The sequence below is a fragment of the Roseicitreum antarcticum genome (genome assembly GCF_014681765.1).
Taxonomy (GTDB): Bacteria; Pseudomonadota; Alphaproteobacteria; order Rhodobacterales; family Rhodobacteraceae; genus Roseicitreum; species Roseicitreum antarcticum.
Map to the genome: position 1 here is coordinate 1802355 of NZ_CP061498.1, position 26690 is coordinate 1829044.

26 protein-coding genes are annotated in these 26690 nt (G+C 62.5%); 13 read left to right on the forward strand and 13 right to left on the reverse strand.

All coding sequences use genetic code 11. The features are described 5' to 3' along the window. Positions 1 to 121 precede the first annotated feature (121 nt). From H9529_RS20720 to H9529_RS08590, 3 genes are all read left to right on the forward strand, one after another. The gene (locus tag H9529_RS20720) at positions 122 to 229 is read left to right on the forward strand and encodes a hypothetical protein (RefSeq protein ID WP_256327063.1); all 108 of its coding nucleotides are present in this window, start codon (positions 122 to 124) and stop codon (positions 227 to 229) included. Next, on the forward strand, positions 226 to 1074 hold the full coding sequence (gene pdxY / locus H9529_RS08585; RefSeq protein WP_092891576.1) for a pyridoxal kinase: 849 nt from the start codon (positions 226 to 228) through the stop codon (positions 1072 to 1074). The genes H9529_RS20720 and pdxY overlap by 4 nt, the downstream gene beginning before the upstream one ends. A 66-nt stretch (positions 1075 to 1140) precedes the next feature. Continuing rightward, positions 1141 to 1587, forward strand: a complete 447-nt coding sequence (locus H9529_RS08590) for a PaaI family thioesterase (RefSeq protein WP_092891654.1) — start codon at positions 1141 to 1143, stop codon at positions 1585 to 1587. Between the two features lie 164 nt (positions 1588 to 1751). Here H9529_RS08590 and H9529_RS08595 read toward each other — a convergent pair whose 3' ends face one another. Next, positions 1752 to 2051 carry a hypothetical protein gene (locus H9529_RS08595; RefSeq protein WP_223814102.1) on the reverse strand — a complete coding sequence of 100 codons (300 nt, stop codon included), beginning with the start codon at positions 2049 to 2051 and terminating at the stop codon, positions 1752 to 1754. A 142-nt stretch (positions 2052 to 2193) separates the two neighbouring features. Between H9529_RS08595 and H9529_RS08600 the strand changes: the two genes are divergently transcribed. Together H9529_RS08600 and H9529_RS08605 are read left to right on the forward strand one after the other, a co-directional pair. Next, the gene (locus H9529_RS08600) at positions 2194 to 2844 is read left to right on the forward strand and encodes a 5'-methylthioadenosine/S-adenosylhomocysteine nucleosidase (protein ID WP_092891578.1); all 651 of its coding nucleotides are present in this window, start codon (positions 2194 to 2196) and stop codon (positions 2842 to 2844) included. A 215-nt stretch (positions 2845 to 3059) separates the two neighbouring features. Further along, positions 3060 to 3308, forward strand: a complete 249-nt coding sequence (locus tag H9529_RS08605; protein ID WP_092891580.1) for a hypothetical protein — start codon at positions 3060 to 3062, stop codon at positions 3306 to 3308. Between the two features lie 298 nt (positions 3309 to 3606). Here H9529_RS08605 and H9529_RS08610 read toward each other — a convergent pair whose 3' ends face one another. Next, positions 3607 to 4638 (reverse strand): LacI family DNA-binding transcriptional regulator, encoded by a 1032-nt coding sequence (locus H9529_RS08610; RefSeq protein WP_092891582.1) that lies wholly within the window; start codon positions 4636 to 4638, stop codon positions 3607 to 3609. Positions 4639 to 4730: 92 nt separating this feature from the next. On the opposite strand from H9529_RS08610, the gene bglB reads away from it, so the two are divergent. The 7 genes from bglB (at position 4731) to H9529_RS08645 (ending at position 13722) form a co-directional block, all read left to right on the forward strand. Then, a complete protein-coding gene (gene bglB / locus H9529_RS08615; RefSeq protein WP_092891584.1) occupies positions 4731 to 5858 on the forward strand; it encodes a beta-galactosidase BglB in 1128 nt (375 codons plus the stop codon). Further along, positions 5855 to 6709: a 5-dehydro-4-deoxy-D-glucuronate isomerase gene (gene kduI, locus H9529_RS08620; protein ID WP_092891586.1), complete on the forward strand. Its 855-nt coding sequence runs from the start codon at positions 5855 to 5857 to the stop codon at positions 6707 to 6709. Before bglB ends, kduI begins: the two co-directional genes overlap by 4 nt. Then, entirely contained in the window at positions 6706 to 9234 is a 2529-nt protein-coding gene (locus H9529_RS08625; protein ID WP_176847251.1) for a hypothetical protein, read from the forward strand. Before kduI ends, H9529_RS08625 begins: the two co-directional genes overlap by 4 nt. Positions 9235 to 9247: 13 nt before the next feature. Beyond that, positions 9248 to 10513 (forward strand): ABC transporter substrate-binding protein, encoded by a 1266-nt coding sequence (locus H9529_RS08630; RefSeq protein ID WP_092891588.1) that lies wholly within the window; start codon positions 9248 to 9250, stop codon positions 10511 to 10513. 65 nt (positions 10514 to 10578) lie between these two features. Then, positions 10579 to 11523, forward strand: coding sequence for a carbohydrate ABC transporter permease (locus H9529_RS08635; RefSeq protein ID WP_092891590.1), 945 nt, complete (start codon positions 10579 to 10581; stop codon positions 11521 to 11523). Then, positions 11520 to 12584, forward strand: coding sequence for a carbohydrate ABC transporter permease (locus H9529_RS08640; RefSeq protein ID WP_218132170.1), 1065 nt, complete (start codon positions 11520 to 11522; stop codon positions 12582 to 12584). Before H9529_RS08635 ends, H9529_RS08640 begins: the two co-directional genes overlap by 4 nt. A gap of 25 nt (positions 12585 to 12609) precedes the next feature. Further along, complete coding sequence (locus H9529_RS08645; protein WP_092891592.1) at positions 12610 to 13722, forward strand: ABC transporter ATP-binding protein; 1113 nt, start codon at positions 12610 to 12612, stop codon at positions 13720 to 13722. A 304-nt stretch (positions 13723 to 14026) separates the two neighbouring features. Here H9529_RS08645 and H9529_RS08650 read toward each other — a convergent pair whose 3' ends face one another. Both H9529_RS08650 and H9529_RS08655 read right to left on the reverse strand, forming a co-directional pair. Then, positions 14027 to 14815: a dienelactone hydrolase family protein gene (locus H9529_RS08650; RefSeq protein WP_223814104.1), complete on the reverse strand. Its 789-nt coding sequence runs from the start codon at positions 14813 to 14815 to the stop codon at positions 14027 to 14029. 628 nt (positions 14816 to 15443) lie between these two features. After that, on the reverse strand, positions 15444 to 16616 hold the full coding sequence (locus tag H9529_RS08655; protein ID WP_092891596.1) for a BaiN/RdsA family NAD(P)/FAD-dependent oxidoreductase: 1173 nt from the start codon (positions 16614 to 16616) through the stop codon (positions 15444 to 15446). 278 nt (positions 16617 to 16894) lie between these two features. On the opposite strand from H9529_RS08655, the gene H9529_RS08660 reads away from it, so the two are divergent. Beyond that, positions 16895 to 17251, forward strand: a complete 357-nt coding sequence (locus H9529_RS08660; RefSeq protein ID WP_092891598.1) for a YigZ family protein — start codon at positions 16895 to 16897, stop codon at positions 17249 to 17251. A 192-nt stretch (positions 17252 to 17443) separates the two neighbouring features. On the opposite strand, the gene H9529_RS08665 is transcribed toward H9529_RS08660, so the two are convergent. From H9529_RS08665 to H9529_RS08705, 9 genes are all read right to left on the reverse strand, one after another. Beyond that, positions 17444 to 17875: a RidA family protein gene (locus H9529_RS08665; protein ID WP_176847255.1), complete on the reverse strand. Its 432-nt coding sequence runs from the start codon at positions 17873 to 17875 to the stop codon at positions 17444 to 17446. Continuing rightward, positions 17872 to 19557 (reverse strand): M14 family metallopeptidase, encoded by a 1686-nt coding sequence (locus H9529_RS08670; protein WP_092891602.1) that lies wholly within the window; start codon positions 19555 to 19557, stop codon positions 17872 to 17874. The genes H9529_RS08665 and H9529_RS08670 overlap by 4 nt, the downstream gene beginning before the upstream one ends. A gap of 18 nt (positions 19558 to 19575) precedes the next feature. Continuing rightward, the gene (locus H9529_RS08675; RefSeq protein WP_176847257.1) at positions 19576 to 20940 is read right to left on the reverse strand and encodes a M20/M25/M40 family metallo-hydrolase; all 1365 of its coding nucleotides are present in this window, start codon (positions 20938 to 20940) and stop codon (positions 19576 to 19578) included. Further along, on the reverse strand, positions 20937 to 21659 hold the full coding sequence (locus H9529_RS08680) for an SDR family NAD(P)-dependent oxidoreductase (RefSeq protein ID WP_092891606.1): 723 nt from the start codon (positions 21657 to 21659) through the stop codon (positions 20937 to 20939). Before H9529_RS08680 ends, H9529_RS08675 begins: the two co-directional genes overlap by 4 nt. Continuing rightward, positions 21656 to 22738 (reverse strand): Gfo/Idh/MocA family protein, encoded by a 1083-nt coding sequence (locus tag H9529_RS08685; protein WP_092891608.1) that lies wholly within the window; start codon positions 22736 to 22738, stop codon positions 21656 to 21658. The genes H9529_RS08680 and H9529_RS08685 overlap by 4 nt, the downstream gene beginning before the upstream one ends. Positions 22739 to 22807: 69 nt before the next feature. Further along, entirely contained in the window at positions 22808 to 24361 is a 1554-nt protein-coding gene (locus H9529_RS08690) for an ABC transporter substrate-binding protein (protein ID WP_092891610.1), read from the reverse strand. Positions 24362 to 24444: 83 nt separating this feature from the next. Further along, entirely contained in the window at positions 24445 to 25476 is a 1032-nt protein-coding gene (locus H9529_RS08695; protein WP_092891612.1) for a Gfo/Idh/MocA family protein, read from the reverse strand. Continuing rightward, positions 25473 to 26411 (reverse strand): NAD-dependent epimerase/dehydratase family protein, encoded by a 939-nt coding sequence (locus H9529_RS08700; protein WP_092891614.1) that lies wholly within the window; start codon positions 26409 to 26411, stop codon positions 25473 to 25475. The genes H9529_RS08695 and H9529_RS08700 overlap by 4 nt, the downstream gene beginning before the upstream one ends. Then, positions 26408 to 26677: a hypothetical protein gene (locus H9529_RS08705; RefSeq protein WP_092891616.1), complete on the reverse strand. Its 270-nt coding sequence runs from the start codon at positions 26675 to 26677 to the stop codon at positions 26408 to 26410. Before H9529_RS08705 ends, H9529_RS08700 begins: the two co-directional genes overlap by 4 nt. Between the last annotated feature and the right edge of the window lie 13 nt (positions 26678 to 26690).

Below are 26690 nucleotides of genomic sequence, written 5' to 3' on the forward strand. Positions count from 1 at the left end.
ACCTTTCCCTCCGGCGACAGGCTGGACCGGGGATCGACCAGCGCGCCCCCAGACTGGGCGCTGCACCGGCTTGTGACAGGCGGTCTATATCGACCGACTGAACCGGGACGAACTGCAAGGGATTGCAGCGCTTGCCGTTCTGGCCGAAGGATGGCGCAAGCATGCGGTGCGGCGGCTAGGCAGCGGCTGTGTCGGGAACTGGACAAAAAGACTGGATGGCACCGAATGACCCCTCCCCCCTTCGTGATCTCGATCCAGAGCCAGGTTGTCTTTGGCCATGTCGGCAACTCGGCAGCACTCTTCCCGATGCAGGCGGCGGGGTTGGAGGTGGCGGCGATCCCCACGGTGCTTTTCTCGAACCCGCCACATCATCCCACGCTTCGGGGCCGGGCGCTTGACCCGGCGCTTTTTGCCGATCTGCTGCTCGGCGTGCGCGAGCGCGGGTTGCTTGAACGCGCTGATTATATCCTCACCGGCTATATCGGTTCGGTCGAAGTTGCCCGGATGGTCGCCGATTTCGTGGCCGAAGCGAAAGCCGTGAACCCAAGGCTGACCTATCTGTGCGATCCAGTGATGGGTGATGCCGGGCCGGGGCTCTATGTGTCCGAAGCAATTGCGGGTATCATGCGTGACCGGCTGCTGCCACTTGCCGACATTGCCACACCCAACCCGTTTGAATTGTCTTGGCTGGCCGGGAGGCAGGTCACCTCATTGCGCGATATGCAAGACGCCCGTGACCTGCTGCCAATGTCCGCGCAGGCACGGCTGATCGTTACCGGCTGTGCGCTCGACGACACAGCACCCGGCCAGATCGAGGGCGTATTGATGACCCCGGCGGGCATCAGCCGTCACCCGACGCCGCATCTTCCAATCGCCCTTTCAGGCACCGGTGATCTGTTCGCCGGGCTGATCGTGGCATGCCTTGCACGCGGCATGGACCTGCCCTCAGCGATTGAGACGGCGCAGCGCTTGACCACACGCGCCCTGACACATGCGCAGGCGCTTGGCGCGCGAGAGGTGGTACTGACCGACCCCGAATTTCGCCGCGCGCTGCTGACCCTCAATCCGGCCTGAAAAATTTTCCTGCCCAATCGGCCAAAGCTACGAGATACTGCGCGTATCGCAGGATGGAGCATGCACATGCAGATCGGAGACGACGTTTCCCCCAAAATTGCCACACGCACCCGCGACAGCTTTGCGAAGCAGGGGTTGATGGCGCATCTGGGCGCCGAAATGACCGAAGTTCGCAACGGTCTGGTCTCGATACGCCTGCCCTTCCGCCCGGAACTGACGCAGCAACACGGCTATTTTCATGCCGGCGGCACCTCAGCCATCGCCGACAGCGCGGGCGGCTATGCCGCGTTCACGCTATTCCCAGAGGAGAGTTCAGTCCTGACGGTCGAATTCAAGGTGAACCTGATCAACCCGGCGCAAGGAGATTACCTCGAGGCAATCGGCCGCGTCATCAAGCATGGCCGCACCCTGACGATCTGCAAGCTCGATGTCTGGGGCGTGACGGGTGAGGTGCGCAAACACGTTGCGACCGGAATGCAAACGCTGATCTGCATACAAGGACCGACCGGATAAGCGGATGGGATTGCCTTCGGTTCCAAGCTCGAACGGCCAGGTCGACGCCGTGCCGGCGCCCGGGCGAGTGCCCAAGGCAATCGCAGTTGGCCTCACGTTTGGGCCAAACGGTTGAGAACGCTGCGAAGGAAGTCGGTATCCCAGCCCGCGCGCTTCAGTTTGATCTAGAGTGAGCCCTTGTAGGTGTCGCGGCGAATGACGTCGAGGGCGCAGCGGCGTAGGACGGCGATATTGCCGGAACCGCTATCCTTGCGGTTGCGCGCTGCGTCTTCGCGGAACCAGACGGCAAGCTGCCAGTGCAGAGCATTTTCAATTGCCCGGTGGGCGCGGACAGTTTCCAGCAGAACCTCTGGCGTCGGCACCCTGGACAGCGCGAAGAAGCGGGTTTCGGAGGTGAGCCCAAGCACATCGAGAGCGGCATCCAGCTCCTTGGCTTCGTCTTCGATTGCACTGGCGGGCATCATTCTGGCCATACTGCTGCCAAAAGGATCGGGCCTGAGCGTGCAACTTTTCTTGACATCGCTCAGCGCGGGCGCGGGGCAGCGGGTGGTTCCCTTTGCCAAAGGTTGCTGGTTAACTGCGCACATCCCCGGACCGGAGCACCCCATGACCCTGACCCACCTGCACAAAACCCGCACGCTGTTCCTGATGGCGGTGGATGCTGAATACGGCCCCAACCTGCGCGCCCGCTTCGCGCCCGTCCTGACCGGCGTCGGCCCGGTAGAGGCAGCGCTGGTCACAACCGCGACACTGGTACGGATGCAATGCGCAGGGACAATGCCCGAACTGGTCATCTCGCTCGGGTCGGCGGGGGCGGCGCGGTTGGAACAGGGCGCAGTCTATCAGGCCGGCGCGGTGGCCTACCGCGACATGGATGCGTCCCCCCTGGGTTTCCTGCCCGGGATTACGCCCTTTCTGGACCAACCTGCAGAGATCGCGATGCCGCTGCGCGTGCCGGGTGTGCCGGTGGCAAGCCTGTCCACCGGGGGAGCGGTCATATCGGGCACAGCCTACGACGCGATTGCGCAAGACATGGTGGACATGGAAACCTTCGCCACCCTGCGCGCATGTCAGCATTTTGGCGTGCCGCTGATCGCGCTGCGGGGCATATCCGACGGTGCCGCGCCACTGGAGGGGCTGCACAGCTGGACAGAGTACCTGCACGTCGTCGATGAAAGGCTGGCAGCGGCGGTGGATGTGTTGCGCGATGCCTTGGCAGGGGGGATGGATGCCCTGCGCATGAGCAATGAAACTTGATACGGCGCCTCATGGCGCGACGGGGTAGCCAATGCAGGCACATTCGACCACGTCCACCGGCCTGCCAAACGCTCACGGCGCAATCGTGCGGTCCGGCGCTGGACCAAATGTCGGATGGCCACCAGACGACGGACGCACGACCAAATGAGTATTCCGCACAGCCCAGGTTGATCAATGCCCTACGCCGGTTGCACCCGTGAAAAGAACCGGAACTGATGCGTCCGTGCCTGCGCATTGAAGAACCTCTCGTAGAGAGGCAGGCAAGCAGCGCCCAGCGCACCGCCATCACCGATGCGCACGGCGGAGGAACCTACGAAGGCTGGGAATTCATGCGCGCGTTCTACGAAAATGCGACTGCCGTGGATGATGCCAATGCCCGGACGCAGGTTCTGACCAGCGGCGAAGTCGCGATCGACCTGAACTGGTGCGGCAGCGCCTTCAACTTGGCAAGGAACATTGGCTAAAATGTCGCGATCGTCGATACAGAAGGCGGGACACCCTTCATCGCAGATGGCATGGAGACCCTGCGGCACGGCGCCTCGGCACCGATCGTGTTGTGGAATCCCATATGGGGGCCGCCTATTCGGTCCAGAAGGCCTTGGTGGACCGCCAGATTACCGCTTCAATGTGGCGCGCGCCGCGAAGACCGCGCCGCCGGGTGGTTCTAGTGCGGCAGTAGTCTTGTCGTCCGAAGCCAGAGTTTTGCTCCGCACGGGCCCGCGAACATTCGGTCCGCAGGGTTTGCAGAGCAGGGACGCCCGTTCAGACAACGCCCTTCAGCGCGGCCCCGGGCAATGTGCGGACCGGCCCCACTGAGGCACGATCCACGATCCGGCAGGCCAGCTCCACCCGTCGCGCAGGGGTTTCACCCCCGATAAGGGAGTCGCGCAAGAGGTCGAGCGCAAGGGCGCCGATCGCACCCATCGGAATCTCGACCGAACTCAGGGCAGGACTTTGCAAGGCGCATTGCGGCAGGCCGTCGAAGCCCATGACCGAAACGTCATCCGGCACCGATACGCCTGCCTCAGCCAAAGCGATGAGCGCCCCGATGGCAAGACTGTCACCAGCCGCCAGAATTGCAGTGAAATCACGCGCTCCCCGCGCCAGGCGCGCGTGGATAGCTTGCGCCGCAAGTTCGGGACGCCAATCGTCGACCTCAAGCACAAGGTCCGGATCGGGGCTCAGCCCTTCCGCGGCTATCCGGTCAGCCCAGCCTTCGCGGCGGCGCTCGATGGTGCGTCGGCCGGGACGGGTGAGAAACAAGATGCGCCTGTGGCCTTGCCGGATCAGATGGTCCGTCGCGCGATCGGCCGCAGTGCGGTTACATGGCGCGACAGACGACAGCCGCATCATGGGGTCGTCAACATTCACCAGGATCACCGGCTTGCCGATATCCGCCGCAAACGCAATCTGCGCATCACTATCAGGCGTAAGCAAAAGGTAGCCTGCCGCGCCGTCCCCCGACTGGAACGTATCGGAAAAATCGTCTGCCATGGTCCGGGTCTCTAGGTTCATCCCAAGGGCCGCAGCACGGTTTTGCATGCCTTCAAGGACGTGCAGGGTAAACTGGCTTCGCGCCGCATCGACCATCGCGGCCCGGCTTGCAACAAGAACCGCCGTCTTTCCCGCGACCCCTGAAGACATGGCATAGCCCAGCGTCGCCGCCATGTCGCGCACCTGGGCGCGCAGGTCAGCCCGCACCCCTGGCTTGTCGGCAAGAACCCGGCTGACAGTCGCAACTGAAACACCACAGCGCGCCGCCAGATCCTCCATCCGTATCCGTCCGTTAGACATGACCCCTCGCAATCCACTGCAGTCTTGCAAAAAATTTACAGTCTTTGCAAGAGATTTGCGATTCCATATGATTTGCGAGGGGGAGGCACATTATGGACGATTCGAGCACGATCCGCTCGGTGATGAACCGGCTTGTTGACGGTCTCACGACGCTGAAGGATGAGGGCCGCTACAGCGAGCCGAACCTCGACGGCACGGCGGGCGATTACATCAGCTTCTCCGCATGGGAATGGCCACAGGGCGTGGGCCTATACGGTCTTGTGAAGTTGTGGCGGATGACCGGCGATGACGCGCTCCGCGCGCTGTTGGAGGACTGGTTCGATGCGCACCGGATCGCCGGGCTGCCCCCCCTGAACGTAAATACCACCGCGCCGATGTTGGCGTTGGCGATGTTGTGGGACCGCACCCGAGATCCGCGGTGGACGCCGTTGCTTGACGACTGGGCCCACCGCCTGTTGCAAGACGCACCACGCACGCTGGAAGGCGGCTTTCAGCATGACGTCTCTGACCGGATAAACGACGGCGAACTGTGGGACGACACGCTGTTCATGGTGGCGCTGTTTCTTGCCGCCTATGGACAGGCCGCCAATCGGCGCGACCTCGTGGATGCCGCCCAACATCAGTTCCTTGTCCACACCCGTTATCTGGCCGACCCCGAAACCGGGCTGTGGTTTCATGGCTGGTCCTTTGAGCGCCTCGATAATTTTGCCCGCGCACGCTGGGCACGGGGCAATGCCTGGATCACCGCTGGACTTGCCGACCTGCCAGACCTTTGCACCCTCGACCCGGCGGTTGCGAAGTTCCTCGACGGCGTGCTTCAGGCGCAGATTACGGCGCTGTTGCCCTTGCAGACTGAGGACGGTGCGTGGCGCACGCTGCTTGACGATCCCACGTCCTACCCGGAAACGAGCGCCACGGCGGGTATCGCCTACGGGCTGATGAAGGCCGCGCGCACTGGCAGGGCACCGGCGCGCGCCGCAGAGGCCGGCCGCCGCGCAGTGGCCTACGTTCTGGGGCAAATCAGCCCCAACGGCGTGGTCGGCGGCGTGTCTTACGGCACACGCATGGGCCATGACCTTCAGTTTTATCGCGATATTCCTGTCCAGCCCACGGGCTATGGCCAGTCGCTTGCGATTCTATGCCTTGCAGAGGCCCTCGAAGCGCAGGCATCGGCCGTGCCGATCGCAAGTGCCAAAGCGCCGGAAGGAGCACGCCTATGACGCCGCCGCCCATCAGTTGGACCACACGCTATGGCGGCGCGCCAGCCGCTATCGACCGCATGACCGGCCAAGAACTGCGCGCGGAATACATGGTCGAAGGGTTGTTCGTGCCTGGGACCGCCCGCATGGCTTATTCCCATATCGACCGCATGGTGCTGGGCGGGATCGTGCCTACGCAAGCGCCAATCGACTTGGGCGATGGCGCGCCGGTGGGCACCGACCACTTCTTCGACGCGCGCGAGGCCGGGATCGCCAACCTCGGACATTACGGCGGCAAGATCACCGTTGACGGCACGACGCACCACCTTGCGCCGCGTGACGTGCTCTATGTCGGACGCGGGGTAAAGGCATTGTCTCTGGAATCGGATGATGCTGCGAACCCCGCCTGCTACTACATCAACTCGGTGCCTGCAGGCGCGGACCATCCAACGCGGCTGATCCCGCAGGCAGAGTCGAAGCCGCTGACCTTCGGCAGCGCCGAGAGGGCCAACATGCGCACGTTGCGGATGTACATCCACCCCGAGGTCGCGCCTTCGTGCCTCCTGTTGATGGGCATCACCGATCCCGCACCCGGCAACGTCTGGAACACGATGCCGCCGCATCTGCACGAACGCCGGATGGAGGCGTATCTGTATTTCGACATGGATGCCGAGGACAGGGTCATGCACTTCATGGGCCGGCCTGACAACACCCGTCACTTGGTCGTCGGCAGCGGCGATGCCGTGCTATCACCCGCATGGTCGATCCACATGGGCGCAGGCACCGGGCCCTATGCCTTTGTCTGGGGCATGACCGGCGAGAACCAAGTCTATCAAGATGTCACCCCTGTCGCCGTCAAGGACCTGAAATGAACCGCCTCACCCGCCCCCTCGCGCCTGGTCAGCCCCTGACCCTCTGGCGCCATTCGGATATCGCCGAAACCGCCTGGGACGTTGCGGACCGCCCGATGCAAGGTGAAATGGACCCGTTCTTTTTCCTCACCAAAGACAAGAACATTATTCCGCACGAGTATCCCTGCCGGACCGAGTTTGCCGACAGGTTCCGCGGGCACCGCCCGCAGGAGAACGCGACCAGTGCACCGGACACTGTGTGGCTGGGCTTTGGATCGCCGCGGCTGGATTTGTCGGGGTTCTGGTTCCGGGCGACCCGCCTTGCCGCGCGTGCCGAAATGTTGGTGGTGCCCGACACTGCGGGCGCGGCGCGCCTGAGGCTTGCCACATGTGGTGGTGCAGTGTTGCGCGTGAACGAGGTAGAGGTGCTGTGGATGGCCGCCTATCGCCGCAACGCCGAAAGCGTCGATGAGGTGGAAGTCCCCCTCATCGCCGGCGAGAACCGGATCGAAGTCTTCTTCGACGATCTGGCCGAGCGCGACACCCGGTTCTATGTGCAGCTCGATTATCTATCCGGTCCCGCCGCCCATCAGGCGATCGAGGTCGCCTGTTCCGAGGCCGAGGCACGCGCCATCGAGACCGCCCTGTCGACCTTCCACTTTCCCCGCGCGACCCATGACGGCGTGCCAGTGCGCCTGAGCCTGCCGGCACCCTTGGGCGTCGCCGCGCGCGCAGAGGTCAGGATTGAGGGCGATTTCATGTCGCACGATCCCTTCCCGCCCTTCGTCCTTGATCTTGGCCCTGACGCGCAAGAGATCGACCTGGGTCCGGCCGACGCTCTGCCCGCCGACTTCCGCCATTGCGCCGTGCGTCTGACAGTCGGGGGCTTTGGCGCCGAACGCATTTATGGCACCGAAATTTCACACGCGCGCAAACAGGGCCCTGCCCCCGCCGCGCTGGCGGCCCGGCTGGACGAGGCGCTGACAGCGGTGGCGCAACGCGGCGAGGCTGACACCGTACGCGCGCTGGCCAGCCTCGCGCTTGGGGATGGCGGCGGCGACACCCGCGCGATGATCGCCGCGGCCCTGCTGCGCATCGACGCGTGCTGGGACTGCGCGGATTTCGCGCTTGTGCCGCTGTTGTGGTGCCGCATGCGCTGGCCTGACCTGCTGGGCACAGATTTCTGCAAACGCATTGACCAGTCCATCCTGGAATACCGCTACTGGATGGACGAGCCTGGCAATGACGTTCAATGGTATTTCTCAGAGAACCACGCCCTGCTGTTCCACACCGCGGCCCATCTTGGCGGCGCCCTGCTACCCGACGCCACTTTCAAACGGTCTGGCCGGACCGGAGCCGAGCAGTCGCGCATCGGCGCCGACCGGCTGCGTGCCTGGTTTGACCATTTCGAAGCCTGCGAAATGGCCGAGTTCAACTCTGGCCCTTATTTCCCGATCGACCTCAAGGGAATGACCGCGCTCTATGCACTGTCGCCTGACGCGGACCTGCGCGACCGGGCGGGCAAGGGCATTGCACGGCTGATCGAACTGGTGGCGAACTCTGCCCATCAAGGTGTCCTCACGGCCGCGCAGGGCCGATCCTACGAACATACGCTGCGCGGCACTGCGACACTGGAGCTTTCGGGGATTGGTCGGATGCTGTGGGGTCGGGGAAGCTATGGAACACGGTTTCACGCCACACCGCAGCTTGCGCTGTGCCTGCGGGATCATGGCCTTGACCTTCCGGACCTGACTGACCGCGCCTGCCTGTCCGGCGACACCGCGCAGGAATGGCGCTTTGCCCAGGGCGCGAACCGGTTCGCGCGGCTTTATCACCACAAGACAGCCGATCACGCTATGGGCAGTGCAGTGGCCTACCGCTGGGGGGATTGGGGCTACCAAGAGACGCTGATCCACGCCCGCCTCGGGGACGCCCCGGGGGCGCAGATCTGGATTAACCACCCCGGTGAAGAGATCCACTCCGGCTATGGTCGCCCGTCCTATTGGGGCGGATCGGCCTCGGTGCCACGGGTGCAGCAGTACCGCGATCTTGCGATCCTGCGCTTTTCGGGCGTCGAATCGCAGCCCGATTTTACCCACTGCTGGTTTCCCACCCACGACTTCGACGCGACACGCGTTTTGGGCGACACGGCGTTCGCACACAGCGGCACCGCGCATCTGATGCTGCGCGGCAGTGGAAATCTGGTCATGGTGGCAGAGGGTCCGACCACGGGTCACGAATTGCGCCTTGCCGGGCGAACCGGCTGGTGGGTCGTGCGGCTGGGCGCGCAGGAGGAGCATGGGGGTGCCGAGGCGTTTTCAGAGCGTTTCGCCGAACTGAGCCTTGTCGCGGAGGCGGACGATCGCCTGCGCGTCGAAGACCCCGACTATGGCATGGTGTTGTTTCACGCCGATGGTACGGTCGAAGCAGAGGGCCGTCGTCTGACTGTGGAGGAGACGACAATCAAAGGCACGCGCGATGTCCTGCCGCGCGGGCCCATCCGGAGCGCGCAGGACAAGGGGGCGGCATCCGCCGTCACCGGTTAAGGGAGGAAGACACATGAAAACCATCTGGACCACCGCATCGGCCCTCGCCCTCATGGCGACTGCTGCCGCAGCCCAGACCACCGAAGTCCGCGTGATGTGGTATTCGGACGGCATCGAGGGTGAGGTCATCGCAGACCTGCTCTCTCGGTTCGAGGAGATGCACCCCGAAATCGACATCGTGCTCGACAATGTGGCCTATCAAGTCATTCAGGAGCAGTTGCCGATCCAGCTTGCTTCAGGCGACGGACCGGACATTGCCCGCGTGACCAACCTGAAGGAACAGGCCCAGCATTTCCTCGATCTGCGCCCCTATGTCGCCGACGCGGCATATTGGGACAGCAACTTCGGCAACCGCCTCGATTGGATGCGCCCCGATGGTTCCGACGCGATCCCCGGCTTCATGACGCAGCTGACGCTGACGGGCGGGTTTGCCAATGTCACGCTGTTCGAACAGGCGGGCGTCGAAATCCCTGGGGCAGACGCCACCTGGGATGATTGGATCGAGGCCAGCCGCTTGGTGATGGAGAACCAAGGTCTTCCGGCTGCCTTCGCGATCGACCGGTCGGGTCACCGTATCTCGGGGCCCAACGCGTCATTTGGTGCCAATTACATCGGCGCCGATGGTCTGCCCGCGCAAGTCGACGACGGCACCCTGGCCTTTGTCAACCGCCTCGTCGACTGGACAGATCAGGGCCTGATGCTGCCCGAAGTCTGGGTTTCGGCATCGGGGACGACGTATCGTGCCGCCGCCGACGACTTCATCAACGCGCAAATCCCGTTCTACTACTCGGGATCGTGGCAAGTGGCGAACCTATCGACCAAAATCAACGACTCCTTCGACTGGGTCGCAACGGGTTCTCCTTGTGGCGATGCGGGCTGTTCCGGGCTGGCAGGCGGCGCGGCACTGGTGGCGATCAAATACACCGAGCATCCCGAAGAGGTCGCGATGGTGATGGACTACCTTGCCTCAGAAGAGGTGCTGCGCGAATTCACTGAACGCACCCTGTTCTTGCCGGCACATGCCGGTGTCGTCGCTGCAGGGGGCCTCAACTTCATGTCCGATGATCCGAACGTCGGCCCGGCGCTGTCGCGCTTCGTCGAGGCCTCTGCCCAGACGCTGCCGATGGCCGATGCGCTGCCGTCATGGAAATGGGCCAACGTCTACTATGGCGCGCTCGTCACCCGCGTAAGCCAGGTCATGGCCGGTGAGCTCAGCGTCGACCAGGCGCGCACAATGATCGACGAAGACATCGCCGATCAAGTTGCGGCTGCGCAATAGTGGCGCAGCTTGCCGAAATACTGGGACGAGCGGTCACTTGGCCGCTCGTCGTACTGGCAAAGGCGATGGATCCGGCGCTGCGATGGTGGCAGCGTCGGACCGGCATCGGCGGTATGGCCGCATTCTTCCTGTTGCCGAACCTTGCCGTCTTCGGTGTGTTCGTCATCGTGCCGCTTGTGCTCAACTTCATCTATTCGCTGACGGGCGGCAGTGACATCCTTCTGCCAGACCGCACTTTCGTCGGTGGTGCGCAATACGCACGGCTGATCGACTGCGATAACTACCTGCAACCGCTTACCTGCCGCGAGGATCATTTCTGGACGGCGGTGCGCAACACAACGCTCTTCGTGCTCTTTCAGGTCAGCCTGATGGTCACCGTATCGATGATCACGGCCCTGATCTTGAACCGCAACATTCGGGGGCGCGGCTTCTTCCGGGCAGTGTTCTTCTTTCCGGTGTTGCTTTCACCTGTCGTCGTCGGCTTGATCTGGCGCTGGATCTTGCAACGCCAGGGTCTGCTGAACCTGATCGTCACCGAACTGGGGTTGGAACCAGTGGTCTGGCTGAACGACCGTTTCTATGCGTTCGCCGCCGCCGTCGGGGTGTCGACCTGGGCGCATATGGGCTTTTACACCTTGATCCTGCTGGCCGGACTTCAGGCAATCCCCCGCGATCTGTACGAGGCCGCCGAAATGGACGCCACGCCGTCCACCCGCGTTTTTCGCCGCATCACCCTTCCGCTGCTGGGGCCGAACCTCGCGGTTGTGCTGGTACTGGCGCTTATTCGCGGCGTACAGATCTTTGACGAGGCCTATGTCCTGACGGGCGGCGGGCCGGGAACCGCAACAATGTACATCACCCAATATATCTACGAGGTCGGCTTTGCCTCGCTCCTGCGCAATCCGGGGCTTGCGGCGGCAGCGTCAATACTGATGGGCCTCATCCTTGTGGTGCTTACGCTGATCCAGCTCTGGCTGTCGCGCCGTGCCGAAAAGGCCAAAGCCCGATGAGCCGCGTGGGAACCCTGGGTGCCTTCCTCACCCGCCGTCGTGGCCATGGCAAGCGCTGGCATTGGACCGACGTCGCAACCTGGGTCTGGCTGATCGGCGGGACAATCCTGATGTTCGGCCCGGCGTTGTGGCTGGTCTCATCCTCGTTCAAAGACCCGGCACAACTGGCCGAGTTTCCACCAACCCTGTTGCCCTATGTGCAGGAGGTGGCCACCGTAGCAGGCCATGACAGGCCCCTGCCCCTCTACACCGTGACCGACCCGGACGGCAGCACCCGTACACTGGCTGAAATCCGGCGCGTCGGGACCAATGCCCAGATGATCGACCCCGCAGATCCGGGCACCCGGATAGACGTCAACATCGCCGACCGTGCGCCGCTGCGATCGGTCGGACTGGCAACGGAAAACTATGTCGATCCTTTTCTTGCTTTCGACTTCCTTCGCTATCTGCGCAATTCTGTCTACGTCACCTTTATGGCGACCGTGCTTACGCTGCTCACCAATTCGATGGCGGCCTTCGCATTGTCGAAATACCAGTTCCGTGGCAGGGACGCGGTGCTTCTGGTGATCGTCGGCACGCTGATGGTGCCGCTGTCAGTTATCCTGGTACCGCTCTATTCGGTGGTCAGCGCGACGGGGCTGCTAAACACGCTCTGGGGCGTGATCCTGCCCACCATCGCCACGCCTACCGGCGTCTTTCTCTTGCGGCAATATATGCTGACGATTCCCGACGACCTGATCGAGGCTGCGCGCATGGATCACGCCTCAGAGTGGCAGATATACTGGCGCATCATCCTCCCTTTGACAGCGCCAGCACTGGCTGTTCTGGCCATCTTTTCCGTCGTCTGGCGCTGGAACGACTTTCTGTGGCCGTTGATCGTGCTGTCGCGGCGCGAACTCTACACCCTGCAGATCGGCCTCAATACCTATGCGGGCGAATTGAACGTACAATGGCATTATATCCTCGCAATGACTGTAGTCACGATGATCCCGGTCGTCCTCGTCTTCGTCTTTCTGCAACGCTTCATCACCACCGGAATTGCCGGTGCCGGCGTCAAATAGACCCGGCGTCAAACAGGAGGCGCGCATGGGCCGCATCGCACTGAACAACATTCGCAAAAGCTTTGGCGCGGTGGACGTAATTCACGGCGTATCGCTGGAGATCGAGGACGGCGAACTCGTGGTCTTTGTCGGGCCTTCGGGTTGTGGCAAATCGACATTGCTGCGCCTGATCGCCGGCCTAGATGCGCCAACCTCGGGGACGATCCATATCGACGGCGAGGACGCCACCCGAACCGGCGCCGCCGACCGGGGACTTGCCATGGTATTCCAGTCCTATGCCCTCTATCCGCATATGACCGTCCGGCAAAACCTGTCCTTCGGCCTCGAAAACAGCCGGATGCCAAAGGCCAAGATCGAGGAGCGTGTCTCAGAAGCGGGGCGCATTCTTGAGATTGAGGACCTTATGGCACGGCGCCCGACGCAGCTTTCGGGCGGCCAGCGCCAGCGCGTCGCCATCGGGAGGGCCATCGTGCGCAATCCGACTGCCTTTTTGTTGGACGAGCCGCTGTCGAACCTCGACGCCGAACTGCGCGGCTCCATGCGCGCAGAGCTTGCGGCGCTGCATGCGCGCCTTGCCACGACAATGATCTATGTCACCCACGATCAGATCGAGGCGATGACACTGGCCGACCGGATCGTCGTGCTGCGGCGTGGCGTGGTCGAGCAGGTAGACACCCCGCTCAACCTCTACAACCGCCCGGCCAATCTTTTCGTCGCAGGCTTCATCGGGGCCCCGGCAATGAACTTCTTCGCAGCTCGCGCCCAGAACGGCAGCGCCGAACTGCCCGGCGGATTGGTCGTTCCCGTTACCGTCGATGGCCCAGTGACCCTTGGCATACGCCCGCAGCACATGACTCTGGCAAAACGAGACGAGGCCGGCATCCCGGCGAAAGTAACTCTGGTCGAAGCCCTGGGTGCGGAAACCGTGATCCACGCTGTGACAGCGCCCGGCGTGGCCGTCGATCCGGTCCCTGAAGCACACGCCACCGAGGCCAAGGCAGGCGTTATGGGGAAGGGACACACCGTCGTCATCGTCGTGGATGGCCAGCCTGAAATCCGGCGCGACCAGGAGATTGCGCTGACGTTCGACATGGGCCAAATGCATGCCTTCGACAAGGACGGCCTGCGGATCGGTTAGACCGGAAAAACCGGGTGTCGTTTGACCATCTGGCCCAAAATGGGGCCCGGTGTTGCGCTTCCCGGTCATGCGAAAATGAAGGGTCAGCTTGTGTTGGGTGAATCCCCATTAACACGGCGTGCTGCGAGGCCTCCACGCACTTCAACGGTGCCCCGTTTGGCGGCATACGACTTTGCATCGCGCACCGCGCCACAGGGTAGAATTTGCGGGCTTTGGTGATGATGAAACCATCGGGGCAGTCGGCGGTTGACAGCGAAAAGTGCATCGCAGGACAGGGACAGTAGTCGCGCAAAGCGAACCCGTCTCAGTTGAGTGTCCGGTCGAAGAACCCCATGACCCTATCGCGCATCGCCGGAGTTTCGACGTGGCCCGTCTCGGGCTCGACCAGGACGTCGAGCGCATGCTCCGAACCGGCATAGGCCGCGCGCAGATCGGTGATTGCCACATCGAGAGCATCGGGCGGGGTAAGCGGATCGAGGGCGCCCACGCAAACAAGCTGCGGTCTCGGCGCCACCAGTCCCGCAATCTGCCCGTTGCGCGCCAGCGCAGGCAGGCCAGGAACAGTCAGGTAGAGCCCATGCAGATCATGCGCGCCACTTTCGATCAGTTGGCCGATGTCCGCGAAACAACACAATTGTGCAAGCGCCGCGACCCGTGGCTCAACCGCAGCGAGCCAGCACCCCAGCGTCGCACCCATCGACAAACCATAGACGCCGATCCGCCCCGGATCGAAACGCGGATCTTGCGACAGCCAAGCCACCTGAGCCGACAGTTCGGCAAGCATTCGTCCCGCCAGTGACTCGCCCTGCCAAAGCGCCGCTTTTGCCGCCGCGCTTTCACTCTCTCCATTGCGCGCGCCGAAACAGGGTAGATCGAGACAGAGCGCAGCAAACCCCCGGGAAGTGAGGTCCGGTCCCAGTGGGCGCGATATCGCCGGGCGGCCCTCCATCAACTCGCGCGCGCCGATGTCGTGCCGGTTGCCATGGGCATGGATCACCAGCACGACCGGCCAGGGCGGCGGCGTCAGCGGATGTGTAAGCCAGCCCATGACCGGCTCGGCGATGCCTGGGCCCGCCCCTGTGTCATAGGTCATGACGCGAAGACCAGCACCCCCGGGCGTGCCTGCGTCCCGTTCCTCAACAAGCCGAAGGCTGCATTTGCCAATGCCAAACCGGAGCGCCAGCGCCCGGCGCAGGTCATCTTGCGCACTCATCGCCAGCGAAAAATGCATTGAAGATATCGGGCGGCAAGAATGGTCATCCGTATCGGCACTCCCAACCGCAACGCCAGCAATCTGGAACGCAGGCCAACCGACACCTTTGTCGCCTGCCAACATCCTGTTGTGACGCCTGAATTTAACACGCGTGCCGACATATGCCAATCTGGATCAGCGCTGTCGGGCACAATGTACGAATGAGATGACGCTCCCTTTTTCCAGCCTCGTCAGCAACAGGGATAGTCTCGGCTGCACCGGAAGGCACGCCGCGTTTAAGACCGGAGCGTGAAACCTTCGAAGGCAACTTCCGCCGGGTGCGCCATTTGTAGGTGTCCTTGTCGAACCGGGCCGAAAAACGCCGATTGGCCTTTGGCGGGATGAACGTGGCAATACGCCCTTCGGCCAGCGCGCTTCAGGATAGAGGGGCCGTACTCACCAAGCGCTGGCTTTGACATCAGAACCAGTGGCCTTCACGGCGACGCGCAATGATGGATCGTCGTTGGGTTCAGACCCCGCGCTGCGCAGCGATGGCTACTCCTGCCGCCCAGGCAGAAGACCACGCCCATTGGAAATTGTAGCCACCCAGCCAGCCCGTAACGTCGACCGCCTCACCGATGATATAGAGACCGGGCACGCTCTTCGCTTCCATGGTTTGCGAGGACAGCGCCTGCGTGGAGATTCCGCCCGCCGTCACCTCTGCCTTCGCAAAACCTTCCGTGCCGGTTGGATGAAACGTCAGCTGCGTCAGGTGCTCTGCGACGCGCCCGAGATCTGCGTCAGAACTGTTTCCCAGTTCCTTTTCCAATCCGATGCGCGCTGAAAGCACATCGGCCAGACGGTTCGGAAGATGCGCGCTCAGCGCGGATCGCAAACGGCTGCGCGGCGCGTGCCGCCTTGCCGCACGCAGCATCTCGACGGCATTCCCGACCAATGTCAGGACAACGGGCTCACCGGGTTTCCAGTATGAGGACACCTGCAGAATTGCCGGTCCCGACAGCCCTTTATGGGTGAAAAGTGCCGCCTCGGTGAAGGCGGCCGTGCCGACCCGCGCCGTGACCGCACATGCCACGCCCGAAATTTCGCGGAATGCCTGTGCGTCCGATCCCAACGTCAAGGGAACCAGCGCGGGTCGTGGCGGCACGACCGGCAGGCCGAAGCGCTGCGCGATCTGGTAGGCGATGCCGGTTGCACCCATCTTCGGAATCGAAGGGCCGCCGGTAGCGATGACCAATTGTCCGGCCGTCGCGCCAGCAACGCGGAAGAACCCATCACCATGTCCAATCTCACCGATCTGCGTCGAAAGGCGGACGTCCACCCCGCCCCGGGAACACTCTTCGAGAAGCATCGCTACAACCTGTCGGGCAGAGCCATCGCAGAAGAGCTGTCCCAACGTCTTCTCATGCCAGGCGATGCCGTGACGATCGACCAGCGCGATAAAATCCCACTGGGTATACTTTGCGAGAGCCGACTTGCAGAAGTGCGGGTTATCGGACAAGAAGCACTCAGCTTCGGTCCCCAAATTGGTGAAGTTGCAGCGGCCCCCACCAGAAATCAGGATTTTCTTCCCGGCCTTGTCAGCATGATCTAGCAAAAGAACGCGCGCACCTGCCTGCCCGGCTGTCGCGGCCGCCATCAAACCGGCAGCACCGGCACCAAGCACAATCACATCATATTTCATGCACGTCCTCTACGACCTTCATGCGGGCAGGAAAAGGGGCCACCTCAGATCACCCGGCCCGATCAGCCATCAGGCTTCGTTGCGTTTTGGGGCGTTAACTTTTGGCGCGAGCGTAAATGTGCTGACGCTCGAGCAATTTTGATTCTGCATCAGTCATTATCGGGAAAAGGCTGAACATGCTCCCGGACCCATTGCGCCAAGCAAGGAAGGCGTAAAGATGCACGCTGGCACGTGGCAAACGCCTTGCCGCACATAACAGTCCGCTTTATGCCTGCATCATGCGTATCCTAGACAACATTATCAGCGACCGGGGGTCGAAATATGCGGTTTCGGGCGGCCCATGTAGATCCAAAGACCAAGCGAATGCCTTTATCAAGGAGCTTTGCCGCAGCAAGAAATTCGCCAAGGCAACACACAACACATGGGCGCTTCTGGCTGCCGACGCCCCCCTGAAGAACGATGACGGTGAGGCGGGTGCCGGCATGGTAATCGTGCGCATGCTGGAACGGGAAGGCTTGCACGACCATATCATTGTGGTCACGCGATGGTTTGGCGGCAAACAACTGGGCGGCGACCGCTTCCGGCATGTGCAAGATGCGGTGCGGATTTACCTCGAAGATCTGCGCGCAGGCTGAATCGGATCATCGGGAGTCCGTTTCCGGCATTCGATGGCGAACCCTTGGGACCTTGCCTGGGCCGTTGATCCCAAGGTTTGATGGCGCAATCCATTCGAACGCCTGGAAATGCTCTACGCTACGGCACTCTTGTCTGCGCCGGTCATGCCCCGGAACAATAGGCCATGTTTCCAAATCTCGACGCATCACCCCTCATGAATTGTCAGCCGACCTTATGGGTGGCAGCCAAGCGGTCACCTCTATCTCAATCTTTACCTTAGGGCCGCCAAGGCCCGCCACGATCAGGCCGGTATGTGGCGGGCGGTGATCGCCGAAGAAGTCGCGGCGGGCTTGCGCGACACCTTCCCAGTTCTCGCGGTCGGTCATGTAAACCATGATCTTGACCACGTTCTCGGGGTCAGCCCCCATATGCGCAAGAATGCGGCCGATGTTTCGGTAAATCTGAACCGCCTGCGCGCCCGCATCTTCGCCGCCGACCCAGTTACCGCTTTCGTCGCGCGCGACCTGGCCCGCCACATGGATCATTCCGCCCGCCAGCGACGCGTGGTGATAGCCCGCGACCGGAAAGACCCCCGGCGGGCTAGCCAGCGTGATGCCCGGTTCACCCTCCCCCGTGTTGCTCATACGCCGCCCCCCAAGGTTGCCGATTGCCGGCATGTGCCGCCCTTCTCAGACACTGCGGTCACGGAAATCCGTGCATCGGGACCAGAGGCGCGGATCAACCATTCCGCTTTCTTCGTCACCGCCGACCATTGCTGACCCCAGTTCGAATAGGCGTACCGCCGTTCGTTCCGCCCTGCGAGATTCCCCAGATCGACGGTGCCGGGGTTCATCGCAAGCTCTGCGCCATCACAACTGATCGACAGCATCACCGGCTTCGCCACGCCGTTCTTTGTTGCCACGTCCGACAGGTTCGTCGGCAGATAGCCGTGATTGCTCACCACGGCTGTTACCTTGTAAAGGTCGCCGCCCAAATGCGCGACACTCAGATCGTCCAGCGCGATGCGCGGCGCTGCAGCGGCGTGGCGCAGGTTGAACATCACGTTGTTGTGGCAGATCTCCTGCAACATATTGCCCGGTGGGTTCCGGTAGCTCCAGATATAGACCATTCCACCAACCTCGATCGGGCCAAGCTGTGGGTGATCGAAAGCAGTCCAGGAGCGGAAACCATGGTCGCCGACATTGGCAACGACCCAGTTGTGAACGCGCCTTTGCGTCGCGGCACCGCGCGGACCAAGATTGTAGTAGCCCTCTTTCGGCACGCCCGCCGTACGCTCCAGATCCCAGAGTTCCGTCGCGAAGGAGATGATGCCCATCTCCTCATAGGTCCAGTCGGTCAGGCTGCCGTGGCGCGCCTTGGTCTTGTCGGGGGTGAAATCCTCGTAGACGGAGATCGTCGGATAGCCGGTGAGCCGTTCACCCACCGCTCCCAATGCCTTGTAAAGCGACAGGTCCGGCGCGCTCATCTCGCTGTCCAACCGCAGCATCGAGGGGCGCAGGATGATGCCGCCGTGCGTGTGATAGGCGCACATGCCAGTGATGTTAGGATGGCCGAGGATGACGCGGGCCATCCCCGCCGTTTCCGGCTCGGAAAACGGATAGTCGCCCGCCCCATATTCCTGCGGGGTCCAATTGGTAGGGAAGTTGCGGTTCATGTTCCCGTCCTGCTGCATCTCGACCGGCACATGAACGCCGTCGAAATCGCGGATCAGCCCTTCGGGGTAGAGGCGGAAATAGGTACCACCCTCTTCACCCGGCTCGCGCTGCACCATGATGTCGGGATTTTCGCTGTCCTTCTTCCACTCGCCCTTGGTGTCAGGCACCCGCATCTGTACGATGTATCCGTCGCCGGTGATGTCCTGCGGGATCAACCCCGACAGGCGATCTTCGCCAGGCAGGAACCTGCCATTGCCGCACCACGGATGATAGGGCGCGGTCATCGCATATTCCGCACCATCTGGGTTGATCCGGGGGATGATGTAGAACACCTGCCCGTCAACAAGGCGCGTCACTTCCTCGTCGGTGCCGTAGTGCGTGAGCAGATACCAGCAGGCATATAGCGCGGTGGCGCTGGTAGCGTGTTCCTCAGCATGGATCTGCGCATCGATGTAGAACCCCGGCTTTTCCAACGCGGGGCCGGTCTCGGGATTGGTGATCGTCATGAACCACACGTCGCGACCCTGAAAGCTCTTCGCGATGGACGTGAGCGTGCAGAGCGTCGGATACGCCTCGGCCAGCGCGTGCAGATGCGCGGTCATGGCGTCGTAAGTGTGATAGGTGTCGAAAGCGATGTCGACCTTTGGCATGTCTATCTCCTGTCGGGCCTAGCTGCGGCCGAAATGTTCCATGATGGCGGCGGCGTACTTGATGCCTTTGATGTATTTGTCGACGTGAATGTTCTCGTCAGGCGCGTGGAGGTTGCAACCCGGGTTGGCGAACCCGGTGAGCACACACGGGATCCAGACATGTTTCAGGATCGCGCCTTCTGCAGACACTCCGTTGACGATGGGCGGCTCTCCGTACACCTCGGTTGCGGCAGCAATGATCGACTGGCTGATGTCCTCGCGTGCGCTGATCTTGTAGGGGTCTTCGGTGCGGGCCTCGCCTTTGACCTCGATGTTGTCGAAGCCTTCGCGTTTCAGATGCTCGCGCAGTTTTACGATGGCCTTCGCGGGCGAGATATTGGGGATAAGTCTGAAATCCATCCGCACGCGCGCCTCGGACGGCACGATCGTCTTGGTGCCCTTGCCAGTATAGCCGCCGGTGATGCCCTGAATGTTCGCCGTCGGCTCATAGGTGCGCGCCCTCAGCGCCTCCACGCCGTCACGCCCCAGTGCGAACTCGGTCACACCCAATTCATCGCGCAGCATGTCGAAATCAATCCGCGCGGCCTTGTCGGCGAGATAGCCCATGTCTTCTTCATTCGGCTCGTAGATGCCCTCGGCCCAGTTGGGGATCAGGATATTCTTGTTACGGTCCATGATCGTGGCCAAGGCGTGCACCAGATCCCAGACCGGGTTCGGCACCAGCGGCGCGTTCAACGAATGCACATCGGTACGCGGTCCGCGCGCGATCAATTCGACAAAAAGCACCGATTTGAGGCCCAGCGACACATCTGGCACGTCGACCCCAATCTCCAAGCTGCCATCAAGACAGTGCATCCCGTCAGCCGCGAGCATTTCGGCATTCGCCTTCGCCCAAGGCCCAAGATTGGGCGAGCCGATCTCTTCCTCGCCCTCGATCAGCAGTTTCAGCCTTACCGGCACCTCACCGCGCACGGCAAGAAAAGCCTTTGCGGCCTTGTTGAACGCCAGAACGCCGGACTTGTTGTCGGTCGCCCCGCGCCCATAAAGCACACCATCGACCACCGCGCCTGACCATGGCCCGCCGTGTGTCCATGCCTCGATCGGTTCGGGCGGCTGGACGTCGTAATGCGAATAGCAGAGCAGCGTCTTGCGCGACCTTGAAGCGACCTCGCCATAGACGACAGGTGGGCCTTCCTCCAACTCGTGAAATTCCACAGGCAGGCCGTCGCGGTGCATCATGTCGCGGATCAGCGCCGCACAATCGCGCAGACCGATATCTTGTGCCGAGACAGAGGGCTGTTGCACGAATACCTGAAGATCGGCGACGCATTCATCGGCATGCGCATCAATCCAGTCGTATATGTCCTTCATGGGATCGGTCATTGGGGAGGCTCCTGTTGCTGCGACATTTCCCATGCGTTCAGCCGCTGCCCTGATAGGGCGGCGTCACGGGTGGTGGCGATATGGACGAAAGCAGGTGCGAGCAGATCGGGCGCGATCCACTGTGCCTTGAGTGCGGGCGGGTAGTTGCGTTCGGACATCGGCGTGTGCATCGCGCGGCCCGGCGTGATCGTGCACGATAAGATGCCATGCGCCTCCCCCTCCAGCGCCAGACATTTCGAGAAACCTTCAAGCGCATGTTTGGCCGCGCAATAGGCGGTTTCATTCGCAAAGCCCTTGATGCCCGATTGCGACGAAACGAATATCAGCGCGCCGCCACCCTGCGCCTTCATCCCGCCCCAGAAAGCTTGGCTCAATTGGAACGCGGCCTGAATGCCCACATTCATCGTCGCGGTGAAGGTCGCAAGGCTGGTGGCGTCAAGCGGTTCGGGCTTCAGGATCGCGGCATTATGGATCAGTGTACCAACCGGGCCGGGAATGGCGGCGATGGCGTCAGCGGTCGCCGCAGCATCGCCAAGATCGACAATCAGGCAAAGCGCACCACCGCCGATGCTGGCATTCACCGCATCCAGCCCCGCCGCATCCACGTCCATCAGCACAAGTTCGGCCCCGTGCTTTGCAAACACCCGGGCGATGGCCGCGCCAAGCCCCTGCGCCGCGCCGGTAATGACGACCCGTTGATCCAAGAGCGCGTCGGTCACGATGCGCTGTCCATGTCAAGATCTTCCCAAGCCCGGCTTTTGGTTGAAGCAATCACGGCGTCGAGCACCATCTGGTTGCGCAGCCCGTCCACGAAAGTCGCACCCTGCATCAGCGCGCGCGTCTCTGCGATGGCGCCGGTCAGTTCGCGCAACGCTCCGAGCACCGAGACATTCCAGACGCCTTTGTTCAAACCCGGCAGCTTTGCATCCGGCACATCGACACTGACCTCCTCGAAACCCTGACCTGCCCTGGCGAAGAACAGCTTTTCATCAGCATTGTTCAGGGTGATCGTGCCTTTCGTACCAAAAACCTGCGTCAAGTTGCCGATATTGGCGGCCGCGACGCCCGACATGAACACCTGTGCCAGCGCGCCCGATCGCATCTCCATCGTGAAATGCGAAAGATCGTCGGCTGTCGCCGTCCATGCCGCACCTGTCGCCTTGTCGATCCGGTCCGGCACAACGGTCAGCGCCTGCCCCACGACCGCCGCAGGTTCACCAAGCCACCAGCGCAGCGTATCGACCTGATGCGAACCGTTGGCACCAAGGCGACCGCCCCCCATCGCCGCATCGGACCACCAGTCACCCTTTAGACGGCTCGCCGGATTGGCCCAAGATGCGCCGATATTAGCGATATTGACATGCCGGATCTCGCCCAGATCCCCATCATGGATCATCTGCGCGATCCGCGCCCGCGTTGGGTTGAACCGCAGTTCATGGTCGATCATATGCAGCACGTTCGCGGCCCGCGCCGCATCGAGCATTTGCCGCGCCTCACCCGCATTCATCGCGGTGGGCTTTTCGCAGAGCACATGCGCCCCCCGCGCGATCGCAGCGAGCACCATCGGCTTATGCATCACCGTCGGCGTCGCGATGCACACGAGGTCGAGATCATGGGCGGCCAGCATTGCCTCCCAGTCATCATAGACGGCGTCGATGCCGTGCGGCTCTGCGGCCTTGCGCGCACTGTCCAGTCGTCCGGAGGCAAGCGCCACAACCTTTGCCCCGTCGATATGAGCAAAAGCGGGAAGATAGGCGTCGCGGGCGAAACTCGCCCCGATGATTCCGACATTCAGCATAGGTATCTCCTTTCAATCTGGTCTGTGACCCAGAGCTTATCTTCCGGATCACAGGAGGGTGCAGGGTGCCTATTCGGCCAGGGTCACGTCCCACAATTCGATGTGCTCGTCGCGGCGTGCGGTCCATTTGATACGGTTACTCACCCCGTAGAAATCAGGCTGATAGTACATGTGCAGCCAAGGGCCGTAGTCGAAGAAGACCTGCAGCATCTCGTCGATCACCGCGCGCTCTTGTTCCAGCGTCTCGGCAGCGGCGATATCGGCCCAACGGTCAAACCAGCGCGGATCGGACCAATCCGTGTAATTCGGCCCGCTCTCGACCGTAGCCAAGATCGCCATGTCATAGAGAACGCTCCATAAGGCCCCGCCCGAGCCAAGCAAGAACAGCGGCCCTGCGTCATGCGCGCGGATCAGTGGCGTATAGACCGAGGCCCACTCCAGCAATTCGACCTCGGTTGCCACGCCGACTTCCGTCAGATAAGCGCCCACGGCGAGTGCGACATTCGCATCGTTCAGGTAGCGGCCGCGCGGCGACTGCAAGGTGATCTCGAACCGCACCCCGTCCTCGCCACGCGGATAGCCCGCCTCGTCAAGCAAGCGCTCGGCGGTCTCCGGATCATAGGGATAGGGCTCGATATCGGGATGGCCGTTGGGCGGATTTACAAGCCCGGTCGCCCGTTCGCATTCGAAATTCAGCAATTGCAGGCAAATCGCCGGGACATCCACTGCGTATTGCAGCGCGCGGCGCACGTCCTCGTTGCGCACCGCTTCGCCCGCCACCCCGTCAAAAATCTCGGACTGGTTAAACCCGATATACATGCGTCGCAGGCCCTGTACCACCTGCACCTCTGCCACGCCGGACGCGTTGATAAGATCGCTCTGGTCGGGCAGTACGTTGGTTATGATATCTACATTGCCCGCCAGAAGCTCGGCGATGCGGGTCGATGCCTCTGGGATAACGCGGAACGCGATCGTTTCAAAATTGCCGGCGCCTTGCCATTTTTCCAGCATCAGGCCAGATCCGATGTTCCACTCGGCAAGCCGATATTCCCCAGAGGCAACCGGCGCCCGGGCGATCTCATCAAGCGACATCGCTTCGAAGCTGTCCTTGCAATGGATGAACACCTGCGACGTGAAGCCAAGCCCCATGCCCGTGTCGCGCTCGCTCAGGATTGCGACGGTCTGATCATCGACGACCTCGGCCCCGGCGAAGGCCATCGAAGTGTAGACGAAACCGGGCGTATTGCCAGCGAAAGCATTCGCCGGATCGGCCGCACGGTTCCACGAATAGGCCACATCTTCGGCTGTCAGCGGCTCGCCATCCTCGCAGACGTAGCCTTCGGGCAGCGTGAATTCGATGCGCGTACCGTCGTCGCTGATGGTCCATCCCGTCGCAAGTCGCGGCACGATGTTGCCTTCGTCGTCTATTCGGGTCAACGCAGTATAGATCAACCGCGCGATGTTGGAATTGTCCATCGAACGGATTTCACCGGGCTCGAAGGTGCTTGCATCGGCACTGAGCCCAACGACGAGCGTCTCAGGCCCGGGTTGCGCCTGTGCGGCTGCGAGGGAGGGCAATCCGGCGGCCGGTGAGACGGCCAGAAGCAGTGATCCTGTCTTCATGCGTAGTTCCTTCCGGTTGGGCGGGAACGATGTCCCTTGGATGAATGGCCCGGTTTTCCGGGCTTCTGTTGATAATCACTGGCTCATGCGCCTGCCGTGGCGCGGATACGGACCTCCTCGATCGTAACGACGGCGCGCCGGGCCGAGGCGAGAATGCAGGCTTCGAGCATGTAGAGAGATTGCAGATGATCACGCCCCGTGCAGGTGGGCGGCGCGCCCCGACAGGTGGCGACAAACATTTCCAGCAGCCCGGTCGCATCACTGATCCATGGCTCGTGTGGCGGCAATTGTATTGCAGTAAGGCTGGAGTCGTGGCGATGGCCGGCGGCAAGGTCGCCGAACATATCGCGCTGCACCACAATTCCGTCCGAACAATCAGTACGCCAATCAAAATCCAGACGGTCGATGCCCGCAGCCCACGTCCCTTGGTAAGTGACACGCAGTCCGCCATGAAAGCCGAACAGGGCCGAGACATTGGCATCGCCCGCATACATCGACCATGACGGGTTGAAGGTTTGCGCTGCGACATGCTCTGGCTCGGCGCCGTAGACAAAGCGCATCAGATCGAAATGGTGGATCGACTGCTCCCACAGCATCGGATGCACCATCGTCAGCGGATAACGGTTGAGATGCGGCTGCCGCCCATCGCGCCAGCGTTCGTAGAGGAACCGCCCGAATTCCGGCGTACCATAGGTGCCCGCGTCAAGAACCGCGCGCAAAGCGCGCGTCACGCCCAGATAGCGAAAGTTCAGCCCCACGATGAGATGCACACCCGCACGTTCAGCCATGGCAACGAAACGCGCGGCAGTGCCAACATCATCTGCAAGCGGTTTCTCCGCAAGGATCGCGAGGCCATGAGCGCAGCAGATCTCAATCAGAGCGTCACGGCCGCCGGGGGGCGTGCAGAGCAGTGCAGCATCGGCGCCGACGCCGGTCACATCGGCAAGCGCGGCAGCGACCGGCACACCGGGAAAATCCTCTGCCGCACGGGCGCGAGCGGCGGCATCGGGGTCGCACAGCGCCACGATCTGGACATCGGGGTTTGCCTGCACCACGGCAAGCCAAGTCCGCGCCCGCGCACCCAGCCCCACAACGATCAGACGCAACGCTGTCATGTCAACACCTTCGCAGCGATGAGCCGGTCGAGGATGGTGTCGGGCGCAGTCCAGTTGACCGACCGCATCGGACCGTCGTGATCGCTGCCCATCGGCGGGCGGAGCGCGCGGGCGGCGCCGCAGGTCTGGTCCGATGGTTCGACAACGCGCACACCGGGCATCCGCACAGCAATCGCGTCCGCCAACGCGCGTTGACCGATCACGGGCGGCGTGCCTGCATGCAGCACCCGCGCCCCGGCCCAAGGAGCATGCAAGAGTTCGACAACAGCGTCCGCCAGATCAGGCAACCAGGCCCATTCGCGCAGACCTTCGGGACCATTCAGGGTGATCTGCCCGGTGGCGCGCGCTTGCGCGATCATCCGCCCGATCAGGCTCAGGTGCTGGCGGCTGTCACGGATCGCCTCATGCGGGCCTGCGATGTTGCCCAGCCGCAGCGACAGCGTGTCCATCTGTGTATCGGCGGCGGCGGCAGTGAGGATCTCACCCGCGCGCTTTGCCGCCGCATAGGGAATGGCCCCCGTCGGCACCGTCGCTTCGGTTACCCGGCCAGCCGTAACCGGCCCGTCATGCGGCGCGAAAACACCCATCGAACTGAGGAACAGCGCACGCGCTGCACCCTGCTCACGCGCCGTCGCCAGCGTCGACGCGGCCATGCCGATGTTGCGGCGCAAGTGTTCAGCCGCTGTTAGTCCAAGCGCCTGCGGATCTGCTGTAAGCGCCGCGCCGTGGATCACTGCCTGCAAACGACCGATACTTGCCAGCGCCTCTTCGAGCGGCGCTTCGATCAGGTGCTCATCATGGAGCCGCGCGCGCGTTGCCGCGTCAAAACTGCGATCGGTCGCCACTACCTGATGCCCGGCGCGCCGAAGCGCGCATACGATCTCCGAGCAGACAAAACCGCCCGCACCCGTGACGAGGATCGCGCCAGTACTCATCGCGCGTCTTGCGGGCCAGCGAGGCGCACAGCTTCGTCGATTGCCTCTGTCTGCGCCGGGCCGCTTGCGACGAAGGGCGGGCGCACGCGGGCAAATCCGACGTCGCCGGTCTTTGCCGCGACCGCCGCCTTGATCGCGGGGATCACATTTGCTACCGCAGCCAAGAGCGCCTTGGCGTAACTGACAAACAGCGCAGTGTCGACCGCGAGGTCAGGCGTGAAAGGGGGAATGGCCGGGACGAACAGTTCGATCTTGCGGGGGGTCATGCCAGGTCTTTCG

What these genes read in the sequence shown, in the direction of transcription:
- pdxY (WP_092891576.1), top strand. Translation starts at nt 226, where the DNA reads ATGACCCCTCCCCCCTTCGTGATCTCGATCCAGAGCCAGGTTGTCTTT.
- H9529_RS08590 (WP_092891654.1), top strand. Translation starts at nt 1,141, where the DNA reads ATGCAGATCGGAGACGACGTTTCCCCCAAAATTGCCACACGCACCCGC.
- H9529_RS08595 (WP_223814102.1), bottom strand. Translation starts at nt 2,051, where the DNA reads ATGATGCCCGCCAGTGCAATCGAAGACGAAGCCAAGGAGCTGGATGCC.
- H9529_RS08600 (WP_092891578.1), top strand. Translation starts at nt 2,194, where the DNA reads ATGACCCTGACCCACCTGCACAAAACCCGCACGCTGTTCCTGATGGCG.
- H9529_RS08605 (WP_092891580.1), top strand. Translation starts at nt 3,060, where the DNA reads ATGCGTCCGTGCCTGCGCATTGAAGAACCTCTCGTAGAGAGGCAGGCA.
- H9529_RS08610 (WP_092891582.1), bottom strand. Translation starts at nt 4,638, where the DNA reads ATGTCTAACGGACGGATACGGATGGAGGATCTGGCGGCGCGCTGTGGT.
- bglB (WP_092891584.1), top strand. Translation starts at nt 4,731, where the DNA reads ATGGACGATTCGAGCACGATCCGCTCGGTGATGAACCGGCTTGTTGAC.
- kduI (WP_092891586.1), top strand. Translation starts at nt 5,855, where the DNA reads ATGACGCCGCCGCCCATCAGTTGGACCACACGCTATGGCGGCGCGCCA.
- H9529_RS08625 (WP_176847251.1), top strand. Translation starts at nt 6,706, where the DNA reads ATGAACCGCCTCACCCGCCCCCTCGCGCCTGGTCAGCCCCTGACCCTC.
- H9529_RS08630 (WP_092891588.1), top strand. Translation starts at nt 9,248, where the DNA reads ATGAAAACCATCTGGACCACCGCATCGGCCCTCGCCCTCATGGCGACT.
- H9529_RS08635 (WP_092891590.1), top strand. Translation starts at nt 10,579, where the DNA reads ATGGATCCGGCGCTGCGATGGTGGCAGCGTCGGACCGGCATCGGCGGT.
- H9529_RS08640 (WP_218132170.1), top strand. Translation starts at nt 11,520, where the DNA reads ATGAGCCGCGTGGGAACCCTGGGTGCCTTCCTCACCCGCCGTCGTGGC.
- H9529_RS08645 (WP_092891592.1), top strand. Translation starts at nt 12,610, where the DNA reads ATGGGCCGCATCGCACTGAACAACATTCGCAAAAGCTTTGGCGCGGTG.
- H9529_RS08650 (WP_223814104.1), bottom strand. Translation starts at nt 14,815, where the DNA reads ATGACCTATGACACAGGGGCGGGCCCAGGCATCGCCGAGCCGGTCATG.
- H9529_RS08655 (WP_092891596.1), bottom strand. Translation starts at nt 16,616, where the DNA reads ATGAAATATGATGTGATTGTGCTTGGTGCCGGTGCTGCCGGTTTGATG.
- H9529_RS08660 (WP_092891598.1), top strand. Translation starts at nt 16,895, where the DNA reads ATGCGTATCCTAGACAACATTATCAGCGACCGGGGGTCGAAATATGCG.
- H9529_RS08665 (WP_176847255.1), bottom strand. Translation starts at nt 17,875, where the DNA reads ATGAGCAACACGGGGGAGGGTGAACCGGGCATCACGCTGGCTAGCCCG.
- H9529_RS08670 (WP_092891602.1), bottom strand. Translation starts at nt 19,557, where the DNA reads ATGCCAAAGGTCGACATCGCTTTCGACACCTATCACACTTACGACGCC.
- H9529_RS08675 (WP_176847257.1), bottom strand. Translation starts at nt 20,940, where the DNA reads ATGACCGATCCCATGAAGGACATATACGACTGGATTGATGCGCATGCC.
- H9529_RS08685 (WP_092891608.1), bottom strand. Translation starts at nt 22,738, where the DNA reads ATGCTGAATGTCGGAATCATCGGGGCGAGTTTCGCCCGCGACGCCTAT.
- H9529_RS08690 (WP_092891610.1), bottom strand. Translation starts at nt 24,361, where the DNA reads ATGAAGACAGGATCACTGCTTCTGGCCGTCTCACCGGCCGCCGGATTG.
- H9529_RS08695 (WP_092891612.1), bottom strand. Translation starts at nt 25,476, where the DNA reads ATGACAGCGTTGCGTCTGATCGTTGTGGGGCTGGGTGCGCGGGCGCGG.
- H9529_RS08700 (WP_092891614.1), bottom strand. Translation starts at nt 26,411, where the DNA reads ATGAGTACTGGCGCGATCCTCGTCACGGGTGCGGGCGGTTTTGTCTGC.
- H9529_RS08705 (WP_092891616.1), bottom strand. Translation starts at nt 26,677, where the DNA reads ATGACCCCCCGCAAGATCGAACTGTTCGTCCCGGCCATTCCCCCTTTC.